The organism is Nocardia sp. NPDC051052 (genome assembly GCF_044456045.1).
Taxonomy (GTDB): domain Bacteria; phylum Actinomycetota; class Actinomycetes; order Mycobacteriales; family Mycobacteriaceae; genus Nocardia.
Genome location: NZ_JBITFL010000002.1, coordinates 109,386 through 134,747 on the forward strand (window position 1 = coordinate 109,386; position 25,362 = coordinate 134,747).

The 25,362-nt window shown below is 67.1% G+C and carries 21 protein-coding genes; 12 read left to right on the forward strand and 9 right to left on the reverse strand.

The features are described 5' to 3' along the window. The first annotated feature begins 3 nt into the window (after positions 1-3). Positions 4-399: a nuclear transport factor 2 family protein gene (locus ACIBCN_RS05570; protein ID WP_396990304.1), complete on the forward strand. Its 396-nt coding sequence runs from the start codon at positions 4-6 to the stop codon at positions 397-399. Here ACIBCN_RS05570 and ACIBCN_RS05575 read toward each other — a convergent pair. The 3 genes from ACIBCN_RS05575 to ACIBCN_RS05585 form a co-directional block, all read right to left on the reverse strand. Beyond that, positions 396-1,397 carry a zinc-binding dehydrogenase gene (locus ACIBCN_RS05575; RefSeq protein ID WP_396990305.1) on the reverse strand — a complete coding sequence of 334 codons (1,002 nt, stop codon included), beginning with the start codon at positions 1,395-1,397 and terminating at the stop codon, positions 396-398. The genes ACIBCN_RS05570 and ACIBCN_RS05575 overlap by 4 nt on opposite strands. Positions 1,398-1,439: 42 nt before the next feature. Beyond that, positions 1,440-2,360 carry a helix-turn-helix domain-containing protein gene (locus ACIBCN_RS05580; protein ID WP_396990306.1) on the reverse strand — a complete coding sequence of 307 codons (921 nt, stop codon included), beginning with the start codon at positions 2,358-2,360 and terminating at the stop codon, positions 1,440-1,442. 100 nt (positions 2,361-2,460) lie between these two features. Beyond that, positions 2,461-3,981, reverse strand: coding sequence for a GMC family oxidoreductase (locus tag ACIBCN_RS05585; protein WP_396990307.1), 1,521 nt, complete (start codon positions 3,979-3,981; stop codon positions 2,461-2,463). A 124-nt stretch (positions 3,982-4,105) separates the two neighbouring features. On the opposite strand from ACIBCN_RS05585, the gene ACIBCN_RS05590 reads away from it, so the two are divergent. After that, positions 4,106-4,804 (forward strand): GntR family transcriptional regulator, encoded by a 699-nt coding sequence (locus ACIBCN_RS05590; RefSeq protein ID WP_396990308.1) that lies wholly within the window; start codon positions 4,106-4,108, stop codon positions 4,802-4,804. A 2-nt stretch (positions 4,805-4,806) separates the two neighbouring features. Here ACIBCN_RS05590 and solA read toward each other — a convergent pair whose 3' ends face one another. From solA to ACIBCN_RS05620, 6 genes are read right to left on the reverse strand one after another with little or no spacing between them, the layout of a single operon-like run. Continuing rightward, positions 4,807-5,928: an N-methyl-L-tryptophan oxidase gene (gene solA, locus ACIBCN_RS05595; RefSeq protein ID WP_396990309.1), complete on the reverse strand. Its 1,122-nt coding sequence runs from the start codon at positions 5,926-5,928 to the stop codon at positions 4,807-4,809. Between the two features lie 20 nt (positions 5,929-5,948). Then, the gene (locus tag ACIBCN_RS05600; RefSeq protein ID WP_396990310.1) at positions 5,949-7,082 is read right to left on the reverse strand and encodes a tyramine oxidase subunit B; all 1,134 of its coding nucleotides are present in this window, start codon (positions 7,080-7,082) and stop codon (positions 5,949-5,951) included. A 51-nt stretch (positions 7,083-7,133) separates the two neighbouring features. Further along, complete coding sequence (locus ACIBCN_RS05605) at positions 7,134-8,762, reverse strand: amidohydrolase (protein ID WP_396990311.1); 1,629 nt, start codon at positions 8,760-8,762, stop codon at positions 7,134-7,136. After that, positions 8,755-9,942, reverse strand: a complete 1,188-nt coding sequence (locus ACIBCN_RS05610) for an APC family permease (protein WP_396990312.1) — start codon at positions 9,940-9,942, stop codon at positions 8,755-8,757. The genes ACIBCN_RS05605 and ACIBCN_RS05610 overlap by 8 nt, the downstream gene beginning before the upstream one ends. After that, positions 9,939-11,861, reverse strand: a complete 1,923-nt coding sequence (locus ACIBCN_RS05615; RefSeq protein WP_396990313.1) for an FAD-binding monooxygenase — start codon at positions 11,859-11,861, stop codon at positions 9,939-9,941. The genes ACIBCN_RS05610 and ACIBCN_RS05615 overlap by 4 nt, the downstream gene beginning before the upstream one ends. Before the next feature lie 3 nt (positions 11,862-11,864). After that, entirely contained in the window at positions 11,865-13,235 is a 1,371-nt protein-coding gene (locus tag ACIBCN_RS05620) for an MFS transporter (protein WP_396990314.1), read from the reverse strand. 154 nt (positions 13,236-13,389) lie between these two features. Between ACIBCN_RS05620 and ACIBCN_RS05625 the strand changes: the two genes are divergently transcribed. The 10 genes from ACIBCN_RS05625 (at position 13,390) to ACIBCN_RS05670 (ending at position 25,361) form a co-directional block, all read left to right on the forward strand. Beyond that, positions 13,390-14,880, forward strand: a complete 1,491-nt coding sequence (locus tag ACIBCN_RS05625) for a fumarylacetoacetate hydrolase family protein (RefSeq protein WP_396990315.1) — start codon at positions 13,390-13,392, stop codon at positions 14,878-14,880. After that, positions 14,841-15,560, forward strand: a complete 720-nt coding sequence (locus tag ACIBCN_RS05630; protein ID WP_396990316.1) for a GntR family transcriptional regulator — start codon at positions 14,841-14,843, stop codon at positions 15,558-15,560. The genes ACIBCN_RS05625 and ACIBCN_RS05630 overlap by 40 nt, the downstream gene beginning before the upstream one ends. A gap of 15 nt (positions 15,561-15,575) precedes the next feature. Beyond that, on the forward strand, positions 15,576-17,102 hold the full coding sequence (hpaE, locus tag ACIBCN_RS05635; RefSeq protein WP_396990317.1) for a 5-carboxymethyl-2-hydroxymuconate semialdehyde dehydrogenase: 1,527 nt from the start codon (positions 15,576-15,578) through the stop codon (positions 17,100-17,102). Positions 17,103-17,140: 38 nt separating this feature from the next. Next, on the forward strand, positions 17,141-18,229 hold the full coding sequence (gene hpaD, locus ACIBCN_RS05640; protein ID WP_396991138.1) for a 3,4-dihydroxyphenylacetate 2,3-dioxygenase: 1,089 nt from the start codon (positions 17,141-17,143) through the stop codon (positions 18,227-18,229). 11 nt (positions 18,230-18,240) lie between these two features. Further along, positions 18,241-19,026 (forward strand): 2-oxo-hept-4-ene-1,7-dioate hydratase, encoded by a 786-nt coding sequence (gene hpaH / locus ACIBCN_RS05645; RefSeq protein ID WP_396990318.1) that lies wholly within the window; start codon positions 18,241-18,243, stop codon positions 19,024-19,026. Beyond that, positions 19,011-19,817 (forward strand): HpcH/HpaI aldolase/citrate lyase family protein, encoded by an 807-nt coding sequence (locus tag ACIBCN_RS05650; RefSeq protein ID WP_396990319.1) that lies wholly within the window; start codon positions 19,011-19,013, stop codon positions 19,815-19,817. The genes hpaH and ACIBCN_RS05650 overlap by 16 nt, the downstream gene beginning before the upstream one ends. A gap of 32 nt (positions 19,818-19,849) precedes the next feature. After that, positions 19,850-21,256, forward strand: coding sequence for an aldehyde dehydrogenase family protein (locus tag ACIBCN_RS05655; protein ID WP_396991139.1), 1,407 nt, complete (start codon positions 19,850-19,852; stop codon positions 21,254-21,256). 64 nt (positions 21,257-21,320) lie between these two features. Beyond that, a complete protein-coding gene (locus tag ACIBCN_RS05660) occupies positions 21,321-23,429 on the forward strand; it encodes an acyltransferase family protein (RefSeq protein WP_396990320.1) in 2,109 nt (702 codons plus the stop codon). Positions 23,430-23,478: 49 nt separating this feature from the next. Beyond that, positions 23,479-24,375: an alpha/beta hydrolase family protein gene (locus ACIBCN_RS05665; protein WP_396990321.1), complete on the forward strand. Its 897-nt coding sequence runs from the start codon at positions 23,479-23,481 to the stop codon at positions 24,373-24,375. Between the two features lie 83 nt (positions 24,376-24,458). After that, the gene (locus ACIBCN_RS05670) at positions 24,459-25,361 is read left to right on the forward strand and encodes a LysR family transcriptional regulator (protein ID WP_396990322.1); all 903 of its coding nucleotides are present in this window, start codon (positions 24,459-24,461) and stop codon (positions 25,359-25,361) included. Position 25,362 lies beyond the last annotated feature (1 nt).

A 25,362-nucleotide genomic window follows, 5' to 3' on the forward strand; every position in this document is an offset into this window, starting at 1 on the left:
GCCATGAACCGCGACCTCGAGGTGATCACGGCCCACTACGCGGCGTCCGACCGCGGCGATCTGCCCGGCATGCTCGCCCCGCTGGCCGCGGACGTGGCCTGGACCGAGATGGCCGGGTTCCCCTACGCGGGCACCTACATCGGTCCGGACGCGGTGCGCGACAACGTCTTCGCCCGCATCGCCGCCGAATGGGACGGCTACACCGCCGCGGTCGATGAGATCGCAGGCAGCGGGGCGGGCATCGTCATCGGTATCGGCAGCTATTCGGGCACCTTTCGAGCGACCGGCCACTGGATGACGGCCCGGTTCGTGCACGTGTGGCGGTTGTCGAACGGAACCGTCGTTCGCTTCGAACAATTCACCGATACCGCCGCGGTCCAGGCGGCCATGCGGCCCTAATGCCGGACGCGGACAACGAGTTTGCCGGTGGCACGGTTGTGCTCCATGTCGTCGTGGGCCTGCGGCACCTGCGCCAAACCGTCATAAACGCGATCCAGGGGAAAGACCAGCTCACCGCGCGCGACGGCGTCGAGGATCTCTTGGAAGGCTTCCTGCGGCAGGTCGGTGGCGTCGCCGAAATAACCCGCCAGACGCACACCCCTGGGCAGGTACTCGTTGGGTGCGAAGTCGCGCACTGTCCACTGATTGGACAGGCTGCCACTGAAGCAGGCCGTGCCGTGCACGCGCACCGCGCGCAAGGTGTCGGGCAGGGTCGGCGTGCCGACGAGATCGAGGGCGGCGTCGACGCCGTCGGGGTACAGCGCACGCACCGCGGGCGCGACCTCGCCGGTGTCGAGCAACGGATGGTCGATGCCGTGCTCCTTCAGCGAGGCGAGACGAGCGGCCTGCCGGGTGGTGGACAGCACCGTGGCGCCGCGCCAGTTGGCCAGCGCGGCGGCGGCCAGGCCCACCGAGGAGGTGCCGCCGCGGATCAGCACGGACTGTCCGGGCCGCAGGTCCAGGCCGACGGTGAGCGAGCCGTAGGCGGTCTGCACCATCTCCGGCAGTGCGCCGAGCACCTCCCACGGCAGATCGGTGTCGACGGGGATCACCTGGGACAGCGGCACCGAGGTGTATTCGGCATAGCCGCCGTCGAACGTGCGCCCCATGTCCCCCATCATGGTGACGACCTTCTGCCCCACGCTGAGGCCGCTGTCGGCCGGAGCCGCGTCGACAGTACCGGCCGCCTCGATACCCGGCACCCGGGGAAAACTCACGCCGACACTCACACCAAGCCGAAGCTTCAGCTCCGAGCGGTTGAGGCCGAACGCCTCGACGCGGATGCGCACCCAACCGTCGCGCTCGGGCGGCAGCGGCAGCGTGGTCAGCCGCAAATTCTCGATGGGGCCGGGGCCGGAGAGCTGGACGGCGCGCATAGTGGTCGGCGAGGGCGTCATGGTCTTCTTCCCGGAGAGCAGTGTCTGTCAGCGGTGGTCAACCTATGGCCGCCACTGCTTCATTCCCGCGTTGAGGATTCGGTATTCGCGGGGCGGCACGCCGTAGGTCAGTTTGAACAACCGGCTGAAGTGGGCCGCGTCGACGAATCCCCGCCGCGCCGCCACCGCGGCGACGGTGAGCCGATACAACCCGGGATCGGTCAGATCGGCGCGACAGCATTCCAGCCGTCGCTGCCTGATCCATCCGCACACCGTCGCGCCCTCGGCGCGAAACAGCTTGTGCAGGTAGCCGAGCGACAGATGTGCGGCCGCGGCCGCCATCGCCGGGGAGAGTTCCGGATCGTCTAGATGGTCCTCGAGGAATGTCTTGACCCGAGGCAGTACACCGTGGTCAATCGCCGCTCGATCCGCGCCCACGTGCGCGGTCAGCACGGTCGTCACCAGATCGACGAGGGTGTCGGCCAACCGTAACAACTCGACGGTGCCGAATTCGCCTGTCCTGGTAATCATTTCCGCCAGCATTACAGAAAGCAACGCCGCCGCGGGATGCCGCCGCGACAGCCTGGTGGCGGTGATCGCGCCGACTCCGGCCACCGGCAGTCGCAGCACCCGGCGCGGCAACACGATCACCCACAACCGGCAGGCAGTCTCGAACAGCACCGAGTAGGGCTGCGACAGGTCCAGCACCGCAACATCATTCGGCCCGAGCGGCACCTGACGCTCGGCCTGGCTCAACAGGCAGTGCCCCTGAACCGGCACCAGCACTTTGTAATAGGCCTCGGCGCCATTCCGCACCGTACCGGCGCCACGGTGCGGGACCACGAACATCTCCGCGAACACCAACTCCCCCGCAGCATGCCCACGGACGCGACCACGAAAGGTCGCCGGGTCGTCGACGACCATGTCCAGCGGGGCGCGCGTATGGTCACCGGATACGCCGTCGATGCGGGTCAGGATCGTCATCGCCCTATCGTGCGCGGCAGGCACCCGCACGACCTGCGGAATCGACAGGCCGTGCGGTACCGGACAACCCGCTGTGCCCTGCGGAACAAGCGGATTCTCGCTAACGCGGCACCATCAGGTCTGCGGCTCGTTCGGCAATGACCATGGTGGGCGCGTTGGTATTGCCGGTCGTGATCGTCGGCATCACCGAGGCATCGGCCACCCGAAGCCCGGTAACCGCACGCACCCGCAGCGCGGGGTCCACCACCGCCGCCGGCCCGGTGCCGAGCGCGCACGTCCCGCTCACATGGTGGTAGCTGATCACGGTGTGCCGGATGTAGTCCCGCAGATCTGTACCGGACCGCACCCCAGGCCCGGGATACTGCTCGACCGCGCCCCAGTCCCGCAGCGCGGGTGCGGCACCGATTCGTCTGCACAGCGTGACCGCATCCGCCAGCCGGTACAGATCCGCGGGTGCGGCAAGGACTTTCGGGTCGATCAGGGTCGGGCCATCGGCACCGGCCAGGGTGAGCCGTCCGACGCTGTCGGGGCGGATCAGTCCCGCCATGAGGGAGAATCCGTTGCCGGGTCCCGACATCCACGGCTCGTACAGCGGGACGCTGAAATGCAGTGGCTGCACGTCGGGCACGGCCAGCCCGGGCTCGCTCCGCCAGAACAGTTGCGTCTGCGCGTGCGGCAGCCCGGGTGTGTGCACGATGTCGCGCTCCGCGCTGAAGATCACCGGCACCAGCCAGTGGTCGCGCAGGTTCCGGCCGACGCCGGGCAGGTCGGCGATCGGCTCGATCCCCACGGCCCGTAGCTCCTCGGCCGGCCCGATGCCCGAGCGAAGCAGCAATGCGGCCGAATCGATCGCGCCTGCGGTCAGCACCACCTCGGCCTGCGCCGACGCCCGGAACGCGCGGCCGTCGATGCTACCGGCCACGCCGACGACCCGGCCCTGCCGCACCAGGACCTGATGCACGCGTGCGCCGGTCCGCACGCTCAACCGCGAATTACCCAGCGCCGGTTTCAGATAGGCATCGGCGGTGGTCCTGCGCAACCCGTCCCGGAGGGTGAAGTGGGCCCGTCCCGCACCGTCCTGCACCCCGCTGTTGTAGTCGGGATTGGCAGGCACCCCGGCCTGCTCGGCCGCCGCCAGAATGGCCTCCTGGATCGGATCGATCGCGTAATCACTGAGCACATCGAGCATTCCGGCGGTGCCTTTGACTCCCGAGTCGTCGCGGTCGTAGCGCTCGATCCGCCGGAACAGCGGTTCGATCTCCCGCCATGACCAGCCGGGATCGCCGCACTCGGCCCAGGAGTCGTAGTCCGCCGGATTGCCCCGCACGTAAATGGTCGCGTTGAGCGCGTGCGAACCACCGAGCACCCGCCCGCGCGGCAGGTGCAGGCGACGACCGACGGCGTGTGGCTGGGCGACGCTGAAATAGTCGTAATCCACTGCCGTATGCCATAGTTCGTGCATCCGTAGCGGATCGCGAATGGCCGGATGGGTATCGGCCTGGCCCGCTTCGAGGACCAGCACGGTGGCCTCGGTGCGGTCGAGCAGCCGCCGGGCCAGCACCGAACCGGCGGTGCCCGCGCCGACGACGATGTAGTCGGCGTGCAAGTCGTAGTGCGTCATCTGATGGATCGTCGCCGCCTGACCGCCCAGGCGCAGGCACGGCCGCGACAGTGTGCGCGTGAAGTCAACGGATGGACACCGGGGGCGCCATGCGGTGCGGCACAACGGCCGCAGAATCATGGGCATGGAAGGCACTGTGCCGCAACGCTCCCCCTCGACCGGGCCGGACGGTACCGGATCCAAACACGAGGCCGCGTACGAGCTCATCCGGTCCCGCATCGTCGCGGGTGAGTACGGACCGGGGTACCGTCTCGTACTCGAGCAGCTCGCCCGGGAATTCGGCGTCAGCGCGGTGCCGGTACGCGAGGCCGTGCGCCGGTTGGAGGCTGAAGGGTACGTCGAATTCATCCGGAATGTCGGTGCCCGCGTGGCACATCTGGAAACCGGCGAGTATCAGCAGGCCATGCAGACCTTGGCGGTGCTGGAGGGGTATGCGACCGCCGCCGCGGCCCCTCGGATGCGCAAGACCGACATCACCCGCGCGCGAGCCCTCAACCAGCAGATGTCGCAGGCACTGACCGCCTTCGATCCGGCCGCCTTCACCGAGCTCAACCACCGCTTCCACGACGTGATCCTGTTGCGCTGCCCGAACTCCCACATCCGAACGCTGGCCGGAGTCGAGTGGGCCCGGCTCGACCTCGTGCGCCGGACCTCGTTCGCGTTCGTGCCCGGCCGCGCGCACGGATCCATCGCCGAACACGAGCACCTCATCGACCTCATCGAGACCGGCGCCGACGTGCGCGAGATCGAATTCGCCGCCAGGGACCACAAACTCGGCACGCTGCGCGCTATCGCCGAACGCGCCCGTCGCGCGAAGCCCTGACCTCACCTCGGGTGCGCGGACAGCGCGAAACCGGGATCCCAGAGCTCATTCCGGGCTCCGGTGAGCAGATCGGCGGCGATCTCGCCGAAGACCGGCGCGAACTTGAAGCCGCGCCCAGAGAAGGCGGTGAGCAGCAGCATTCCGGTGTCCTCGTCCAGATCGACGAGGGGCAGATCACCCGGCGCAAAGAGGTCGTGATGCATCGAATAGCGGACCGGCTCCGGGTTGAGATCGGGGATGAAGTCCGTTGCCCACCTGCTGATTCGGCGCAGGTCGGCGCGGCTGAAAGCCGGAATGTCGTCGGGCGAGGGGATCGCGCCCCACAGCGGCTCCGTCGCCACCTTCACGCTGTAGGTGTCGTGGCTTGGCGTCCCGTACGCGTGCACTCCGTCCTCGTCGCGGATGAACACCGGAAAGCGGTCCGAGGTGAACCACTCGGGGTGGTGCGGCATGAACCAGGTGAGCGACAGCGGCAGGATCTGCAGAAATCCTTTGAGGTCGGGCCGGAGCCGGAGGGTCCACGATCCGGTGGCCACCACCACCTTGGCGCAGGTGACCCGGATGTCGGGCGTCACGATCTCCAGTCGGCCGCCGCGTTCGTCGAAGTCGGTGACCTCGGCGTTCGAAATGACCCGCGCGCCATGGGATCTGGCCGCCTCGACGGCCGCCAGCACGCTCGCCTCGGGATACAGGCTGCCCGCGCGCTGATCGAACACGGCGACGGTGTCGTCCTCGACGCGGTGCTGCGGATAACGCGCACGCAGGGCCGCCGCATCGAGCACCTCGTGGGGTAGCTCGAACTCCTCGGCCGACGCGATGGACTTGGCGATGCCACCCGAGCCCGCCGCACCGATCTGCAAGGCGCCACACTCGTCGTAGAGGCGCCTGCCGGTCTCCCGTTCCAACTCCAGCCACAACTCGCGCGCCCGTCGCAACCGTGGCACGTACCGAGGCCCCTCGTGCACGGCGGACCGGAACAGGCGGGAGTCGCCCGCGTACGAGCCGCGGGCGTGGGCGATGCCGAACTGTTCGATACCGATTGCGTCGAGTCCGCGTTTTGCCAACTGCCACAACGCCATCGAACCGGCGCTGCCCAAGCCGATGACGACTACATCCGCATCCATTGTTCGAGCCCTTTCCGCCGTCATGCCAGTGCGGGCGATTGCCACAGGTTCAAGGTGGTGCCGATCCCCCGCCGTACCGCGTTTCGATACACCACGGTCCCCCAGGCGACATCCTCGACGGGCATGCCGCCGACCGAGAAGAGCACGATCTCGTCATCGGTCCGGCGACCCGTCTGGGCACCGGCGGCGATAGCGCCGAGATCGACCAGGTCTTCCTTGCACATCACGCCGTTGTGGATCATGTCCATGAACTTGCACCCGATGATCGGGATCGAGCGGTGCGTCGGATAACCGGTTTCCTCGGCCCAGGCTTCGTAGAGGCGGACATTGTCGACGACCTTGCGGACATCCGGCGCCTGCATGGATGCGTCGATATCGCACATGGCAGGCATGCTCAGAAACGCGCCCGGCCGCACCCAATCACCCACGACCATCGGATAATTCGCCGGATCACCGACCACACCCGTGGTGCAGAACGTGACGATATCGCTGTCGCGCACCGCGGCCTCCATCGTGTCAACAACGACCGCTTCGAGCTGGGGATACTCCTCGGCAACCCACTTGATGAAACTGTCGATGCTGCCCTGGCCGCGGCCCTTGATCTTGACGGTGTCGATCTCCGGACATGCCGCGACGAAGGCCGCGAGCGAGGTCCGTGCCATCACACCGGGCCCGACGATGCCGACCACGCGCGAGTCCGGGCGAGCCAACAGCCGAGCACCGACTCCTGGTACCGCCCCGGTTCGGTAGGCGGACAACAGGTTCGCCGACATGAGCGCGAGCGGCGCACCGGTGTCGGTATCGCTGAGCAGGAACATCAGGATCGACCGCGGTAGTCCCTTGTCGCGGTTGGCGATATTCGATCCGTACCACTTCATCCCGCTGGTACCGAAGCGTCCGCCGAGGTAGGCGGGCATCGCCATGAACCGGCGTTCCGCGGTATTCGCGGGCATATTCGGGAACGGCGAGTCATCCGGAAAGGTGATCATCGCCCCGTGCGAGTCGCTGTTCGGGCCCGCCATGCGGTAGTCACCGTGATGCAGGAGCACGAAGGTTTCCTGCATGGCGTCCACGCAGGCGGGCATATCGGTGACCCCGGCCGCGATCATGTCGGGTTCGGACAGGTAGAGAAAGTCGATCGAGGGCGTATCCATGCTTCTTCCTTGCTGATACCGAATTCGAGGGGCGGACAGTGCCTTCGGCGGTCACGGTTCCTCGCCGTGCACCGGCCGTCCGGCGAACCAGGTCGCTACCGACTTGGCGTCGACCAGTTCGGTCGGATCGATCGCGAACGGATCTCGGTCCAAGACAGTGAAGTCGGCGGACTTACCCGGCGCGAGCGACCCCGCGACAGCGCCGAGGCCGCTCGCCCGCGCGACGCCGATGGTGTACGCGCGCAACGCCTCGGTCACCGTCAGCGCCTGCTCGGGCCCCAGGGTCCCGGCGAACACCCCCGTGGGGTCGGCCCGAGTCACCAAGCCCTGGATACCGATCCACGGATTCGGGCTCGGCGTCACCGGCCAGTCCGATCCACCTGCCAGCAGCACTCCCGAATCCAGGAGAGTTCTGTTGGGACACATCCGAATCGCTCGATCGCGCGGCAGGCAGTGGCAGTGCGCCTCGAAGATGACGCCCGGAAACCACAGCGGCGGCGACAGATCCGCGACAACGTTCAACTCGGCGACCCGGGGCAGATCCGCCGCCGCGATGTACTCGCCGTGCGCGAGCTGCACGATCGTGCCCGAGTAACCGGCGTCTCGAACCTCGGCCACCGCGTCGAGCAGCATCCGGACCGCACCGTCGCCGGTGCAATGCACCTTGGCACCCAGCCCCCGCCTGGCCACCTCGAGCAGCCAGCCCGTGAGTTCGGTGGCGGTCATCGCGCTCTCCCCGACCCACGTGTCCCCGTGCTCGGTGTCGGGCAGGTATGGCTCGAGGAACAAGGCGGTGCGTGAGGTGGGGACGCCGTCCAGGAAAATCTTGACGAAGTCAGGCCGGTGATGAGTCGTCCGAAACTGTCCGGCCGCGTCCAGCAGTTCGGCACCGACCGGCTCGGTGCCGAAGATTCTGTCGTTGATCTGCGCCGACGTCACGACCCAGGCATTCAGTTCGCCCCGCCGGTCGAGTTCGGCGAGCGCGCGCAGCATCGGCAACGACGCCGCGGCATCCTGAAAGTGCGTGATGCCGAAGCCGTGCAGCATCTCGATGGCTCTGCGACACCCAGCGGCATCGAGCGCGGTGCTGTCGCCCAGCGACGACGCGTACGCCCGCTCCACCGGAATGAGCGCCGATTCGATGAGCAGACCGACCGGCTCGCCGGTCACCCGGTCACGCACGATCTCGCCGCCCACGGGATCCGGACCACCGATACCCGCGAGTTCCATGGCGCGCGAGCTGACCCACCGGTTGTGGCAGCTGTCGTCGCGCAGCAACACCGGCCGTCCACCGGCGGCATGGTCGAGCAGGCGCAGCACGTCACGGCTCGAAATAGTCTGCGTGAGAGTGCTTCCCCACCCGCCGCCGACGATCCACGCGTCCTCCGCAAGGCCCGTCGCCCACTCCGCGACGGACGCGAGCACCGCGTCGAGCGAGGCGGTCGCGTCCAACGCCAACTCGAAGAGGTCGGCGCGGCCCGCCACCAGATGGTGCGTGTGAACATCACCCAGACCAGGCATTATGAACGCCCCGCCGTGATCAACCACGGTCTCGTGCCCGGTCACCTCGCTGGGATCCAGCGCGACAACGACGCCATCCCGGACCAGAAACGACGAGGCATGCGGTACCGACTCCTCGGCCGTCCACACCGCCGCGTTGGTGTGCAATGTGTCAGACATACTGACGTCCCATCTCCGCATACCGCTGCGGCGATCGTGCGCGAAGTAGCAGTGCGGCAACAACTCCGGCGGCGGCAGCGACCAGAAGCAGGCTCGGCAGCAGCCAGACGAGGACGCCACCGGCACTGATGAGCAGATCGAAGTTCCCGATCGCGTAGCCGAGGATGGCGACCAGGGCAGCGCCGGCCACCATCGGCGCGATGAGCGTTCGAACGAGGTTCTGATCCAGGTCACGATGCCGGTGAAAGAACGTGACGACGGCGAACGAGCACGCGGCCATCAGCGCGATGACCCCCAGCGTGCCGAGGTTGGTCAGCCAGGTGAAGAGCGCGCGCACGGGATCCTGCCCGGTCACCGCGAACACCCCGACCACCACCGACGCCAGCACCGACTGCGCGACCGAGCCGACGTGCGGGCTCCGGTGCACGACGTGCGTCCGGCCCGCGCGGCCGGGCAGCAGGCCCTCCCGCCCGAGTGCGTAGGTGTAGCGGGCCACCGCGTTGTGGAACGCGAGGACGGCCGCGAAGACGCTGGTACAGCACAGCAGCGCGATCGGCAGCGATCCGCTGGTCAGCGCGCTCGGCGTCAGCGGGGTGGCGCTCAGCGAGGTGGTCCCGAAATCGCCGCCCCGCACCGCGATCACCACGGCGAGCACGAGAACAACGAGAAACTCGGCGGCCACCAGGACCGAGAGCATCTTGACCGACAGATCGATGTGGCGGTAGCCGAGCACCGCGACGAGGGCGATACCGATCAAAACGTACACCCACCAGTCGACGGTGATGCCGAACTCGTCGGCAAAGAACCCACCGGTCGCCGCGCCGAAGAGGCCCCACAGCCCGATCTGCATGGCGTTGTAGCTCAACAGCGCGAGATATGCTGCGGCGCCGCCCAATTGCTGGCGCAGGCCACGAGCGACGTAAGAGTAGAACGCGCCGGTGCTGGTGTGATGACGGGCCATCGCGGTATAGCCGACGGAGAACAGGAGCAGGGTACCGACGGTCACGAGGTAGGCGCCCGGCACGCCTGGCCCGTTGCCGAGCAACATGGCAACTGGTGCGCCACCCGCCATGGCGGTCAGCGGTGCGGCCGCGGAGATGACGGAGAATGTCACGCCGAACACGCCGAGCGAACCTCGGCGCAACTGATGATCGTGGGCTACCGGTTCGTTCGTGGTCACGCCTTGTCCTTCGCGAGTTCCGCGGTGTGCGGTGAGAGCAGGATCTTGTCGAAGAACTCGGCTAGTTCGGCGGTCGCGGTGAGCGGAAGGACCGCTGCCACATACTGATCGGGTCGTACGACGACCACGGCCCCGCGACGGTCGATGCCGCGTTCGGCGAAAATGTCTATCAGGGGGTCGGTTGCGTACACCTTTTCGTAGTCGACGAGGCGGAACGGCCCGACTGTCGGCAGGAAAGTCGTTGGCACAGTGGCGAGATCGACACCGGTGTGGCCTTGTCGGTAGATCACTTTCACGTCGAAGACGCTGTCGACGTCGTCGTCCTTCGGCGTATACGCGACCAGCGGCGATTCGGGCGACGTGCCGAGCCACTCCGCCCACCGGTCGAGCACCGCGACATCCGCCCCGATCGCGGTCGGATCGGCGGCGAAAGCGTATATCCGCCAACGCCCGTCGGCCCGGTGGTGATGCCCGAGGTGGACCGGATTGGCGTCGGCGACCCGGACCACGGGCGCTGATTTGAAGCGCTTCCCGATCGGAAAGCCACTCGCGAGACTCTGCTGGGTAGGCGCACCGATGATCATCGACGGCTGGTACCTGGTCATGAACCCGGCCGGGAACTCCGCGGTCTTGACGTAGAAGTCCTCGAGATCCGAGGGCGAGTCGAACTCTTCCGGCCGCTTGGCCATCATGCTCGACCATTCCTTGTCGAAATCGATGAGATGCTGCGCGATAACTTGTCGCTCAGCCGAATACGTCGCCAGTAAGGACTCCGGGCTGCGACCGGCCAGCACGTGGCCGAGTTTCCAGCCGAGGTTGAATCCGTCCTGCATCGAGACATTCATGCCCTGCCCGGCCTTCGCGCTGTGCGTGTGGCACGCGTCGCCGGCGATGAACACCCGCGGTGTCCGGCTGCCCGCCGCCTCGACCGGTACGTCGTCGAAACGGTCGGTGACGCGGTGGCCGACTTCGTAGACGCTGTGCCAGGCGACATTACGAACGTCGAGGGTGTACGGATGCAGGATCTCGTTGGCCTGCTCGATGATCGCTTCGATGCCGGTGTCGCGCACCTTGCCGTTGTCGTCCTCGGCCACCTCGCCCAGATCGACATACATGCGGAACAGGTAACCGCCCTCCCGCGGAATGTGCAGAATGCTTCCGCCGGAACCGGACTGGATGGCGCACTTGGTGCGAATATCGGGGAAGTCCGTGACGGCCAGCGCGTCCATCACGCCCCATGCGTGGAAGGCTTTGTCACCCCGTGGAATACAGCCGATGGCGTCGCGTACGCGACTGTGCGCCCCGTCCGCGCCGACCACATACCTCGCACGCACCGTGCGCGACTGCCCTGCTCGTTCGCCGGCAGTGTGCACCAAGGTCACGGTCACCGGATAGTCGCCGTCGACGATCTCGAGGTCGCGGAACTCGAGTCCGTAGTCGGGCCGCATGCGGGTGGGGGCGTTGGCCATCACCTCGGCGAAGTAGTCGAGGACCCGAGCCTGGTTGACCAGGAGATGCGGGAACTCGCTGATTCCGGTCGGGTCATCCTTGGTCCGTGCCGCCCGGACAATTTTCGACGGGTCGTTGGGATCCGGCTTCCAGAACGCCATTTCGGTGATCTGGTATGCCTCGGCGATGATCCGTTCCGCGAACCCGAACGCCTGGAATGTCTCGACACTGCGTGCCTGGATGCCGTCGGCCTGTCCGATGGCCAGACGGCCGCGGCGGCGTTCGACGATGCGGGTGACGACGGTGGGGAACTGTGCCAGTTGGGCGGCGGTGATCATGCCCGCGGGGCCGGTGCCGACGATGAGAACGTCGACCTCGTCGGGGAGTTCGTCCGGTCGATCGATGCCGGCACCGGCGGGCGGTTGGACGCGCGGGTCCGTGGACACATAACCGTGGTGATGGAACTGCACTGTTCAGACCCTCGTCATTCCTCTGATCGGGCTTATCGCCTGTGCCGCTTCGTGATCGGGACCGAGCGGGATGCCGCGCCGGTCGCGCAGGGCCAGGGTTGCCACGAGGCTGACCAGGACGACTCCGCCGAGATAGCCCACGACCGATGCGGTTGTCCCACTGGCGCGGACGAGCGTCGCGGCGATGGTCGGGGCGAACGCACCGCCGAGAATCGCCCCGAGCGCGTACGAGACCGCGACGCCCGAGAATCGGACGGAGGCAGGGAAGAGTTCGGCGTAGAGCGCGGCTTGTGGGCCATAGGTGAACCCGAGGCCGACGGTCAGCAGCGCGAGTCCACACCACAACAGCACCGGATTCCCGGTGTTCACCAGTGGAAAGAGCGGGATCAACGCGGCGAGCAGGAGTACCCAGCCGATGAGATAGGTGGTGCGCCTGCCGATCCGGTCGCTGACCGCGCCGGCGATCCAGGTGAAGAGCAACCAGGTGACCGCGGAACCGGCGACCGCCCACAGCACCGGGCCGCGGTCGAGGCCGACCGGCCCGTTGGCATCGGTGGCGTAGTTCTGGATATAGCCACCGGTGGTCAGATAGCCAACGGCATTGTTGCCCGCGAAGACGAGCGCCGCGACCAGGACGAGCAGGCCGTGCCTGCGGAACAGCTCGAGGATCGGGGTCGTGGCCTGTTCACTCCGTTCGGCGATCTGCTGAAAGACCGGACTCTCCTCGACGCGCCTGCGGATGTAGTAGCCGATGAGGATGAGCACGATCGACAGCAAAAACGGGACGCGCCAACCCCATTCGAGAAAAGCGTCGCCGGGTGCGATCAGCGTCATCGAGGCCAGCACACCTGAGGCTGCCAGCAAACCGAGTGGCACACCCAGCTGTGGCGCCGCACCGAATGTCCCCCGTTTGCCGGGTGGTGCGTGTTCGACCGCCATCAGCACAGCGCCGCCCCATTCACCGCCTGCCGAGATCCCTTGCAGCACACGCAGCAGGATCAGCAGGATCGGCGCGGCGATGCCGACGGCGGAGTAGGTGGGGAGCAGGCCGATCAGCGTCGTCGCGGCACCCATGCCGATCAGCGTCACCATCAGGATGACTCGTCGTCCGTACCTGTCGCCGAAATGGCCTGCGAGGAACGCGCCCAGTGGGCGGAACAGGAAACTGATGCCCACCGTAAGGAAGGACAGGATGGTGGCGATCCCCTCCCCTGACGGCTGGAAGAAGAGCTTGCCGAAGACCAGTCCGGCGGCGCCCGCGTAGACGAAGAAGTCGTACCACTCGACGGTCGTCCCGACCACGGTGGCGAAAACGACACGGCGGCGGTCGGTTTCGCTGACGATCGGCGGCCCAGACCAGGGTGGCGCGCTCATCTGGGACTCCTTCGGGTTGATGCTCGTCGTCGGATGTGCCGGTACGAGATGCCGGAGGTCACGACGGCTTCTAAATGCGATCTGCGTCACTTGCGATGCGCGTGACTAATAATATACGATTTGAGATACGATGCAATAGCGGTTGAGGAGGTTCATGAAGATCGACAACGACGCTGGTGATCGTCGGTTTGCCGCCTTGCCGACCCGGCCGGGCAAGATCATCGCGGTCCATCTCAGCTACGCCTCCCGGGCGGCTCAGCGGGGCCGTCGGCCCGCGCACCCGTCCTACTTTTTGAAGCCGAGCAGTTCGGTCGCGGCCACCAGTGGCGTCATCGAACGGCCCGACGGCACAGAGCTTTTAGCGTTCGAAGGGGAGATCGCGCTGATCGTCGGGAGTCCCGCCCGCCGGGTGCCGATCGAATCCGCGTGGCAGCACGTCGTCGCGGTCACCGCGGGCAACGACTTCGGCCTATACGACCTGAGGGCTAATGACAAGGGATCCAACGCTCGCTCCAAAGGCGGCGACGGTTTCACGCCGTTGGGGCCCAACCTAATCGATGCGCGGGCCGTCGACCCCGCGGCGCTGCGAGTGCGCACCTGGGTCAACGGGGTTGTCGCCCAGGAAGATTCCTCGTCGGAGATGATCTTCTCTCTCCCCCAAATAATTTCGGACCTCTCGCAGCACTTCACGCTCGAACCGGGCGATGTGATCCTCACCGGAACTCCGGCTGGGTCGTCGGTAGTCGTGCCGGGCGACGTGGTCGAAGTAGAAGTCGACGCACCGCAGGCGGCAGGAGCACCCAGCTCCGGGCGGCTGGTCACCACGGTCGCTCGAGGCACGCACGAGTTCGACGCCACCCTCGGCTCGCTCCCGTCGGTCGATGACACGCAGCGGGCTGAAGCGTGGGGATCCCGTTCCGCCGCAGGCCTTCCCGCGGCGACGAAGTCCGGGCTCTCCGATGAGCTGCGCGACAAGCTCAGCCGGATACCGGTCGCGGCGTTGTCGCAGCAATTGCGCAAGCGCGGCCTCGACAACGTGTCCATCGGCGGCGTGCGGCCGGTGCGTCCCGGAATCAAGCTCATCGGCACCGCCAGGACACTGCGATTCGTGCCGAATCGGGAAGACCTGTTCAGCGCGCACGGCGGCGGCTACAACGCGCAGAAGCGGGTGTTCGACACCGTGGCACCGGGCGAGGTCATCGTCATCGAGGCACGCGGCGAGACCGAATCGGGCACGTTGGGCGACATTCTGGCTCTCCGGGCACAGGTGCGCGGGGCCGCGGGTGTGGTGACCGACGGCGGCATTCGTGACTACGACGCGGTTGCCGAGATCGGTATCGCCGTCTTCACCGCCGGTCCGCATCCGGCGGTACTCGGCCGCAGGCACGTGCCGTGGGACGCCGACCTCACCATTTCCTGCGGTGGCGCCACCGTCCAGCCCGGCGACATCATCGTCGGCGACGGCGATGGTGTGCTTGTCCTACCCCCGAGCATCGCCGAAGAAGTAGTCGACGATGCTCTCGAGCAGGAGGTCCAAGACGGTTGGATCGCCGAGCAGGTCGCCGCCGGTCACCCGGTGGACGGGCTGTTTCCCCCCGATGCGGAATGGAAGGCGAGGTACCGAAAGTGGCGCAAGAATCAGTGAATTCCATTGGAACGCAGAGCAAGTCGCAGATCGCCTATCACTGGATCAAGGAGCGGATCGCACGTCAGGAGTACACACCGGGGTACCGGCTGGTGCTCAGCACCATCGCCAAAGATCTCGACATGAGCGTGGTTCCGGTGCGTGAAGCCATCCGGCAGCTCGAGGCCGAGGGCCTGGTCACCTTCGAACGCAATGTCGGCGCGCAGGTTTCGATGGTGGACGATTCGCAGTATCGCCACAGCATGCAGGCGCTCAGCGTGCTCGAGGGCGCTGCGACGGCCCTCGCCGCGGGCCGGCTGACCGAGGACGACCTGCGCCGGGCGCGGGCGGTCAACGATCGAATGATCGAGTCCCTGGACGATTTCGACCCGAGCGCGTTCACCGCGCTCAACCACGAGTTCCATTCGATCCTGTTCACCAAGTGTGCGAATCCGCGCATCGTCGCACTGGTCGACGCGGAGTGGGCTCGTCTGGGGCACCTGCGTTCGTCGACGTTCTCCTTCGTGCCGGGGCGGGCGCACGAATCCGTGCGCGAACACGAGAACATCGTGCGCCTCATCGAGATCGGTGCACCGCTCGGCGAGATCGAGAAGGTCGCGCGCAGGCATCGCGCGGCCACCCTCGACGCCTACCTGGTCCACGAGCACCCCGACGAAACCTTCGGCCTGCCGGCCGTCTGACATCTGGAGTCGCATATGACGAACGCGGTGCGCACACCCGCCACCCCGCACAAGCCCTCGGACCTGCCGACGCGTATTCAGCACTACATCGACGGCGCGTTCGTCGACTCGGTCGACGGCGCCACCTTCGACGTTCTCGACCCCGTCACCAACGAGGTCTACGTGCAGGCCGCAGCGGGCAAGAAGGCGGACATCGACCTCGCGGTGGCCGCCGCGACCAAGGCGTTCACCGCGGGACCGTGGCCGCACCTGCGCGCCCGCGAGCGGTCTCGCATCCTGCACCGGATCGCGGACATCGTCGAATCCCGGGACGCGCGGCTGGCCGAACTCGAATCGTTCGACTCGGGGTTGCCCATCACTCAGGCGCTCGGCCAGGCGCGACGCGCCGCCGAGAACTTCCGGTTCTTCGCCGATCTCGTCGTCGCCCAGGTGGATGACGCATACAAGGTTCCGGGACAGCAGCTCAATTACGTCAACCGCAAGCCGATCGGCGTCGCCGGGTTGATCACCCCGTGGAACACCCCGTTCATGCTGGAGTCCTGGAAGCTGGCGCCCGCGCTGGCCACCGGAAACACCGTGGTGCTCAAGCCCGCCGAGTTCACGCCGCTGTCGGCGTCGCTGTGGGCCGGGATCTTCGAGGAAGCAGGACTGCCGCACGGTGTGTTCAACCTCGTCAACGGGCTCGGCGCGGAAGCCGGGGACGCGCTGGTGAAACATCCTGGCGTGCCGCTGATCTCGTTCACCGGCGAGAGCAGCACCGGCCGGCTCATCTTCGGGAACGCCGCCGCGGCGCTGAAGGGCTTGTCGATGGAGCTCGGCGGCAAGAGCCCCGCCGTCGTCTTCGCCGACGCCGACCTCGACGCCGCCATCGACGCGACCATCTTCGGGGTGTTCTCCCTCAACGGCGAGCGCTGCACGGCCGGTAGCCGGATCCTCGTCGAACGTTCGATCTACGACGAGTTCGTCGAACGCTATGCCGCACAGGCGAAGCGGGTTGTCGTCGGTTACCCGCACGACCCGGACACCGAGGTGGGTGCCCTGGTACATCCGGAGCACTACGACAAGGTGATGAGCTATGTCGAGATCGGAAAGTCCGAGGGCCGCCTGGTCGCAGGCGGTGGTCGCCCCGCAGGCTTCGAGACCGGAAACTTCGTGGCGCCCACGGTTTTCGCCGATGTGCGGCCGGAAGCCCGGATCTTTCAGGAGGAGATCTTCGGTCCGGTCGTCGCGATCACGCCGTTCGATACCGACGAGGAGGCCCTCGCCCTCGCCAACGGTGTCCGGTATGGCCTGGCTGCCTACGTCTGGACCACCGATCTGCGGCGCGCGCACACCTTCGCGCAGGCGATCGAGGCGGGCATGGTGTGGCTCAACTCCAACAATGTCCGTGACCTGCGGACCCCGTTCGGCGGCGTGAAAGCCTCCGGGCTCGGCCACGAGGGCGGCTACCGCTCCATCGACTTCTACACCGATCAGCAGGCCGTGCACATCACCCTCGGCACCGCGCACAACCCGACCTTCGGCAAGCAGGAACCATCGTGACCGTCTCCCCCGAACCCGTTGTCACTGTTACGGATCCGATCCACGCGACGAACCCCATCCGCACGCCGAAGGCCACTCCGCCGGATGTACTCCGGTGCGCGTACATGGAACTCGTCGTCACGGACCTGGCACGCGCCCGCCACTTCTACGTCGACATCCTCGGCCTCGTGGTGACCGAGGAAGACGAGAACGCGGTCTATCTACGGTCATTCGAGGAGTTCATCCACCACAATCTCGTGCTCCGGCAGGGCCCGATCGCCGCCGTAGCGGCGTTCGCCTACCGGGTGCGCGGCCCCGCCGAACTCGACCGGGCCGTCGAGTTCTTCACCGAGCTCGGCTGCCGCGTCGAGCGGCGCGCGACGGGCTTCACCAAGGGCATCGGGGACTCGGTGCGGATCGAGGACCCGCTCGGATTTCCGTACGAATTCTTCTACGACGTCGAACATGTCGAGCGTCTCGCCTGGCACTACGAGCTGTACACCCCGGGGGCGCTGGTCCGGCTCGATCACTTCAACCAGGTCACCCCCGACGTGCCGCGCGCGGTGAAGTACATGGAGGACTTGGGATTCCGGGTCACCGAGGACATCCAGGACGCCCACGGCACGGTGTACGCGGCGTGGCTGCGGCGCAAGTCCACGGTGCACGACACCGCGATGACCGGCGGCGACGGCCCGCGAATGCACCACGTGGCCTTCGCGACTCACGAGAAGCACAACATCATCGCCATCTGCGACAAGCTCGGCGCGCTGCGGATGTCCGACCTCATCGAACGCGGCCCAGGCCGCCACGGTGTCTCCAACGCCTTCTACCTGTACCTGCGCGATCCCGACGGGCACCGCGTCGAGATCTACACCCAGGACTACTACACCGGCGATCCCGACAACCCGGTGGTCACCTGGGATGTGCACGACAATCAGCGCCGCGACTGGTGGGGCAACGCGGTGGTGCCGAGCTGGTACACCGACGCCTCGCCGGTACTGGACCTGGACGGTAACCCGCAGCCGCTGAGCATGCGGACCGACGAGTCGGAGATGGCCGTGACGATCGGCGCCGACGGGTTCTCCTTCACCCGCAAGTCCGAACCCGGCCGGGCACCCGACGAGTACAAGCTCGGCGCGCAACTCTGAGAGGAGAACCGATGCTGCCCCCCGAGGCCATCGCGGCCATCGCCGACGAGTTGGCCGCCGCCGAGCGGGACCGTCGCACCATTCCGCTGCTGACGACTCGCTATCCCGAGATGACCGTGGCGGATTCGTATGCGGTACAGAACGAATGGCGGCGCCGCGGTATCGCGAGCGGACGCAAACCCGTCGGCCGGAAGATCGGGCTCACCAGCAAGGTGATGCAGGCGGCCACCGGCATCACCGAGCCGGACTACGGGGCCATCTTCGCCGACATGGTCTTCGAGAACGGGTCGGTCATCGAGCACGACCGCTTCGCCAACGTGCGGACCGAGGTCGAACTCGCCTTCGTGCTCGCCGCGCCGGTCGACGGTCCCGGCGCCACGATCTTCGATGTGCTGCGGGCCACCGAGTACGTGGTCCCGGCGTTGGAGATCCTGAGCTCGCGGATCGAGCTGCCCGGCCGGACCATCGTCGACACCATCAGCGACAACGCGGCGATGGGCGGTCTGGTCTATGGGGGAAACCCGGTGCGGCCCAACGACATCGATCTCCGCTGGGTTTCCGCGTTGCTGTACCGCAACGAGACGATCGAGGAATCGGGGGTCGCCGCCGCGGTACTCAACCATCCCGCGACCGGGGTCGCGTGGCTGGCGAACAAACTCGGCGAGCACGGCGACCGGCTCGACGCGGGCGAGATCGTGCTCGCCGGTTCGTTCACCCGCCCGCTGTGGGTCGAGAAGGGCGACACGATCCTCGCCGACTACGGGCCGATGGGAACGATCTCATGCCGCTTCGCCTGAACCGGACCCTGCGCGACGCGCTGGCCGACGCCGACCGACCGCTGTACGGCGGGTGGATCACCACCGGATCGCCGGTGGTCGCGGAGATCATGGCCGGGTCCGGACTCGACTGGGTGCTGATCGATATGGAGCACGCGCCGAACGGACTGGAATCCGTGCTGGCGCAACTCTATGCGGTGTCCGGCTATGCCGTGACGCCGGTCGTGCGGGTACCCGTCGGCGACACCGTCGTCATCAAGCAGGTCCTGGATCTGGGTGCCCAGAACATCCTGGTGCCGATGATCTGCACCGTCGGACAAGCGCGCGATGTCGCTGCGGCAGTGCGGTATCCGCCGCTCGGGCGGCGCGGAGTGGGCAGCGCATTGGCGCGATCGGCCCGCTGGAATCGGATCGACGACTACCTTCCCCATGCCGCCGACCATGTCTCGGTGTTCGTACAGGTAGAGAGCCCCGAGGGCGTCGCCAACGCCCGCGCTATCGCCGAAACGCCCGGCATCGACGGGGTTTTCGTCGGACCGAGCGACCTCGCGGCCGCCATGGGGTTGCTCGGCCAGCAAACTCATCCGGACGTCACGGCGCAGGTGCGAGAAGCGTTCGCAGGCGTCACTGCCGCCGGAAAACCGGTGGGCGTCAACGCTTTCGATCCGGAGCAAGCAGCGGTCTACGCACACCACGGGGCGGCGTTCCTGCTCGTCGGTGCGGACGCCGCCCTGCTCGCCCGTGGATCCGAAGCCCTCGTCCACCGCTTCATCGGCACGCAGCACGACGAAACACCGTACGGCAGCTACTGATCGCCCACACAGAAGGACCGGCAATGACGTCAATGGCAGTCAGCTACGACACCCTCCTCGCGACCATCACCGACCCCGACGGCCGGGCGATCCCGGACCCCGCGACCGGAGAGGTGGTCGGACGGGTCCGTTTCCAGCCCGTCGAGGAACTCGACGCGGCGATCGCCCGCGCCCGCGCCGCGCAACCCGCCTGGGCCGCACGCGGTGACGAGGAACGGGTCGAGTTCCTGCTGCGCGCGGCAGACGCCGTCGAGGCCGCGACCGAGCCGCTCGCCGAACTCCTGTCCCGAGAGCAGGGCAAGCCGCTCAACGGCCCCAATGCCCGTTTCGAGGTGGGCGCCTGCGTTGCGTGGTTACGGGCCACCGCGGCGACGACATTGCCGGGCGAGACGCTGATCGACGACGACACCGCCCACGCGGAACTGCGCTACCGGCCACTCGGCGTGGTCGGCGCCATCGGACCGTGGAACTGGCCGATGATGATCACCATCTGGCAGATCGCCCCCGCGCTGCGGATGGGCAACACCACCGTGGTCAAGCCCTCCGAGTACACACCGCTGAGTGTGCTCGCACTTGTCGAAGTGCTCAACAGCGTGCTGCCCCAAGACATCCTGCAAGCTATCGCCGGTGCGGGCGAGCTGGGTGCCCGCCTGGCCGGCCACCCCGATATCGACAAGCTGATGTTCACCGGATCCACCCGAACCGGGCAGGCGGTCATCAAGGGCTCGGCCGACACCGTGAAACGACTGACCCTCGAACTCGGCGGCAACGACGCGGGCATCGTCCTTCCCGACGTCGATCCGAAGACGATCGCCGAGGACCTGTTCTGGGGTGCGTTCATCAACACCGGCCAGACCTGTGCGGCCATGAAACGCCTCTACGTCCACACCGACGTCTACGACGCCGTCTGCGCGGCTCTCGTCGAGGTGGCCGCGAACACGCCGATGGGCCGCGGGCTGCACGAGTCCAATGTCCTTGGGCCACTGCAGAACCGCCAGCAGTTCGACATCGTCTCCCGCTTGGTCGAGGCGGCCCGTGCGTCGGGGGCCACTCTCCTCACCGGTGGTGATCCCGATCTCACCGCCCCCGGCAATTTCTATCCGCTCACCTTGGTCGCCGATATCGGCAACGACAACCCCCTCGTTGCGGAGGAACAGTTCGGCCCGGCCCTCCCGATCATCCGCTACCACGACGTCGAGGAGGCGGTCGCGATGGCCAACGCCCTCGACGTCGGCCTCGGCGCATCGGTCTGGAGCGCCGACAAAGCCACCGCCCGCGCGGTGGCCGTCCGCATCGAGGCGGGCACGGTTTGGATCAATTCACACGGCGGCGTCCATCCGATGATCCCGTTCGGCGGCGTCAAGCAATCGGGCTACGGACTCGAATTCGGCGTCGAAGGCCTCAAATCCGTGGCCGCGCCCCAGGTCATCAACGGCTGACATGCCACGAGTCGGATAGCGGTGGATTAGCCAACGAGACCGGCGGCGAAGTACCCTTTCTACGGTGTCCAACCCCCGCCCAGCACGGACGCTTCCGGCCGATGCGCGCGGCAAGCCGTCGGACCGGTCCGAGTCCATCGCCTATCGCGCTGACCTGGACGGACTCCGTGGGCTGGCGATCGCGTTGGTCGTGGTATTCCACGTGTGGTTCGGCCGGGTGTCCGGTGGCGTGGACGTTTTCCTCGTCCTGTCCGGCTTCTTCTTCACCGGATTGCTGGTGCGCCGCGCCGAGTCGACCGGATCGGTGGGCGTAGTTCCGACGCTGCGCCGCACGGCACGCAGACTGTTTCCGGCCATGGTGGTCGTGCTGGCCGCGATCGTGGCCGCGACGGTGATCCTGCGTCCCTATACCCAATGGTCGGATGTCGCCGCCCAGACATTGGCTTCGCTGTTCTACTACCAGAACTGGCAACTCGCGCTGACCTGGTCGGACTACCTGGCCGCGGACCCGTCGGTGAGCCCCTTGCAGCACCTGTGGTCGATGTCAGTACAGGGCCAGTTCTATCTCGTCGCGATCGCCGTGGTCGCCATTACCGCCTGGGCGTGCCGGCGCAGCGGCCGAACAACACAGCTGCGGCCCGTGCTCGGCGCGCTGATAGTGGTGGCGGCCGTCATGTCATTCGGTATCGCCACAAACGGAACGGCTACCCATCAGGGCTGGAACTACTACGACAGCTTTGCCAGAGCATGGGAGCTGCTCGTCGGCGCGGGCCTGGCCATCGCGTCTCCCTATCTGCGACTGCCGCACAAGCTTCGGGTTGCCTTGGCGGGGCTCGGTCTCGCCGGAGTCGTGCTGTGCGGGTGGTTGATCCTCGACGGAGCCAACCGATTCCCCGGCCCTTACGCCTTGCTTCCGGTCGGTGCCGCGGCGGCGCTGATCGTCTCGGGCAATAACCTCGCCGCCGATCAGCGGCCGCTGTTCAATCGGCTCTTGTCGACCCGAAGGGTGCGCTGGCTCGGCGACATCGCCTATCCCCTGTACCTGTGGCATTGGCCGATCCTCATCTTCTACCTCGCCGAACGCGGCCACCCCAGTGCTGGGCTGCTCGATGGTCTCGCCATCATCGCCGTCTCGGTGGTGCTGGCCTGGGTTACCCATCGAGTGGTCGAAGAGCCGTTGCGGATGCGCTCGCAGCGCGGTGACATCGCGGACGGTTCGGTACCGGGTAAGCGCTTCGCCACCGTGGCCGTGGCGGTGGCGGCCGTCCCGATGCTCGCCGCGACCACCTTGTGGCAGACCGCAGTGGGTGTCAGCCCGCCGCAGCCGGTCGGCGCGTTGAATCCGGTGCTGTATCCCGGGGCGGAAGCCCTGATATCCGGCGTGCCGACCCCGCACGCGCGCATGCGCCCCACGGTTTTCGAAGCGCCCGCCGACGCGCCGCCGCCCACCGGCGACGGATGCATCGCCGATTGGGACAACGCCGAGCTCATCACCTGCACCTACGGCGACCCGAACGCCGCGCGCACCCTCGCCGTGGTCGGCAGCTCGCACGCCGAGCACTGGATCCCGGCGCTGCAGGTGCTGGCGCAGCGACATCCCTTCCGCATCCAGGTCTATCTGAAGATGGGCTGTCCACTCACCCTGGCCGAGGACGCGACGTACAAGGGCGAGTTGATCCCCGATTGCCGCGAGTGGTCGCAGCAGGTGATCGAGCGGCTCGGCACCGACCGACCGGATTGGGTGTTCACCACCGGCACCCGGCCGCGCGACGACACCGGCGACGAAACACCACCCGAATACCTCGACGTCTGGTCGGCACTCGGCGACCGCGGCCTCAAGGTCATCGCGATCCGAGATACCCCGTGGCTACGCGGCAATGGGGTTCGCTACAAGGCCATCGACTGCTTGGCGAAGGGCGGCGATCGCGTCAGCTGCGGGATGAAACGTACCGACGCGCTCGACCCGATCAACCCGGAGCTGGCACCGACCTGGTCCTTCCCCAACGTATATCCGATCGACCTCACCGACGCGGTCTGCGATGATGCGGTGTGCCCGGTCGCCAATGGCAATATTCTCGTCTACCACGACGAACATCATCTGACGGCAAGTTACTCGCGCTCACTGGCCGACGAGCTGGGCCGTCAACTGCAGCCCTTGCTCGGCTGGTGGTAGGCCCCGGATCGTTGCTGTGAAATTTCAAGGCGCCCTTCGTCGAACCCAGATGCTCGCTGTGGCAACGGCACTCGCGATCGTCGCCGTCGTCGTCGGAAACACCACGGCCGAACGGGCTTTCACCGCCGCGATCACCGTCGATGCCGCACCGGCCGTGCCGGGCATTCCGCTGCGAATCAACTACGGCACGTCCCCCGACACCTTCGGCGACCTCTATCTCCCCACCACCGGAGCCGGGCCGTACCCCGTGGTCGTGCTGATCCACGGCGGTGGATGGTCCCAGAATCGCACGCTCGACCACTTCGGGCCGCTGGCATCATCGCTGGCCCAAGCGGGCGTCGCCGTGTGGAATATCGAGTACCGACGAGTCAACGGCGCCGGTGGCTGGCCGGTCACGCTCACCGACGTCGACGACGCCGTGCGGGCTCTCGCCACCGTCGTGAGCCTGCGATCCGGCAACCAACTCGATCTGCAACGGGTGCATCTCGTGGGGCACTCGGCGGGTGGGCAGCTCGCGGCGTGGGTGGCCGGGCGGCAGACCTGGCCCGCCGATGCGAAGCGAACGGTGACCGCGGTGCGCATCCGGAGTGTCACGCTGATGGCCGGGGTGCTGGATCTGGTGTTCGCGGTGAACAACGGACGAGATGGGTTCGTGCGCAACCTACTCGGCGGACGGCCTGCCGACGTCCCCGACCGCTATCAGATGGCGTCTCCGATCGCCCACCTGCCCACCGGGATCCGGATCAGCGCCCTGCACGGCAGCAGGGACCATGTCGTCTCCCCCGAGCAAAGCCGCCGCTACATAGCCGCGGCTCAACGGGCAGGTGAGGCTGCGGATTTGCAGATCCTCGACGGCGTCGGGCACGGCGAGTTCTCCGACGCGACCTCACCAGCATGGGACGCGGCCCGCACAACCATCCTCGACCACGTCGCCGCCCTCCGATAAACCGAGAGATAGCCGACCTGGGCTACGATCGGCGACGTCACAAACTTGGTAGATGTTTTTGCCTGGCTATATAGAGGTGATCTATGGGCGCGGAGTTCGATCTCAACCTGATCCGGACCTTCGTCCTGCTCTACGAGACCAGGAGCGTGACGGCGACGGCCGACGTCCTCGCGGTCACCCAGCCCACCGTCAGCTACGGATTGGGCAAGCTGCGCAGGCGGTTCGGCGACGACCTCTTCGTGCGCGGCCCAGGTGGCCTGAACCCCAGTTCCGAAGCCGAACGGCTGTACCCCGCCCTGCGCACCGCTATCGAGCAACTCGACGTAACCATCGGCGCGGCAACCCAATTCGACCCAGCCGGGCCGGTCAGCTTCTCGATCGGGCTGACCGACCTCGGCGAGGTCAACTCGCTGCCGCTGGTGATCGCGGAACTCTGCGCCCGCGCGCCCACCGCGACGCTGCAGGTGCACGCCTTCGACATCGACACCGCCGAGGATCAGCTCACCCGCGGCCGGGTCGACGCGATCGTGGCCAGCCCGGTGCTGGATTCGGTGCGGCTCAGCCGAGTTCCGCTGTTCACCGAGGGCTACTCCGGCATGGTCGCGACCGACCACCCTCGGCTGCGCGGCGCGTTCGTCACCGACGCCGAACTCCGCGCTGAACAGCACATCGTCGTCGAGGGCACCACCGGCCACCCCGCACCGCGGCACGCCTTACGCACCCACGGGCTGGAAGCGAAAATCGCGGTCCGCGTCACCCGCTTCGCCACCCTGCCCTACGTCGTGCAGCACACCCAGCACGTCGCCATCGTGCCGAATCGCATCGCGCACGCCATGGCCGAGACGCATCGGGTCCGCACCTTCGCGCTGCCATGGACCATCGAGCCCGCCGAGATCGCCGTCTACACTCGCCGCACCCCTGGCCGCAGCGCCGCGCAGACATGGTTTCTCGACGTCATTCGCACCGCATTGCAGGACTTGCCGTAAT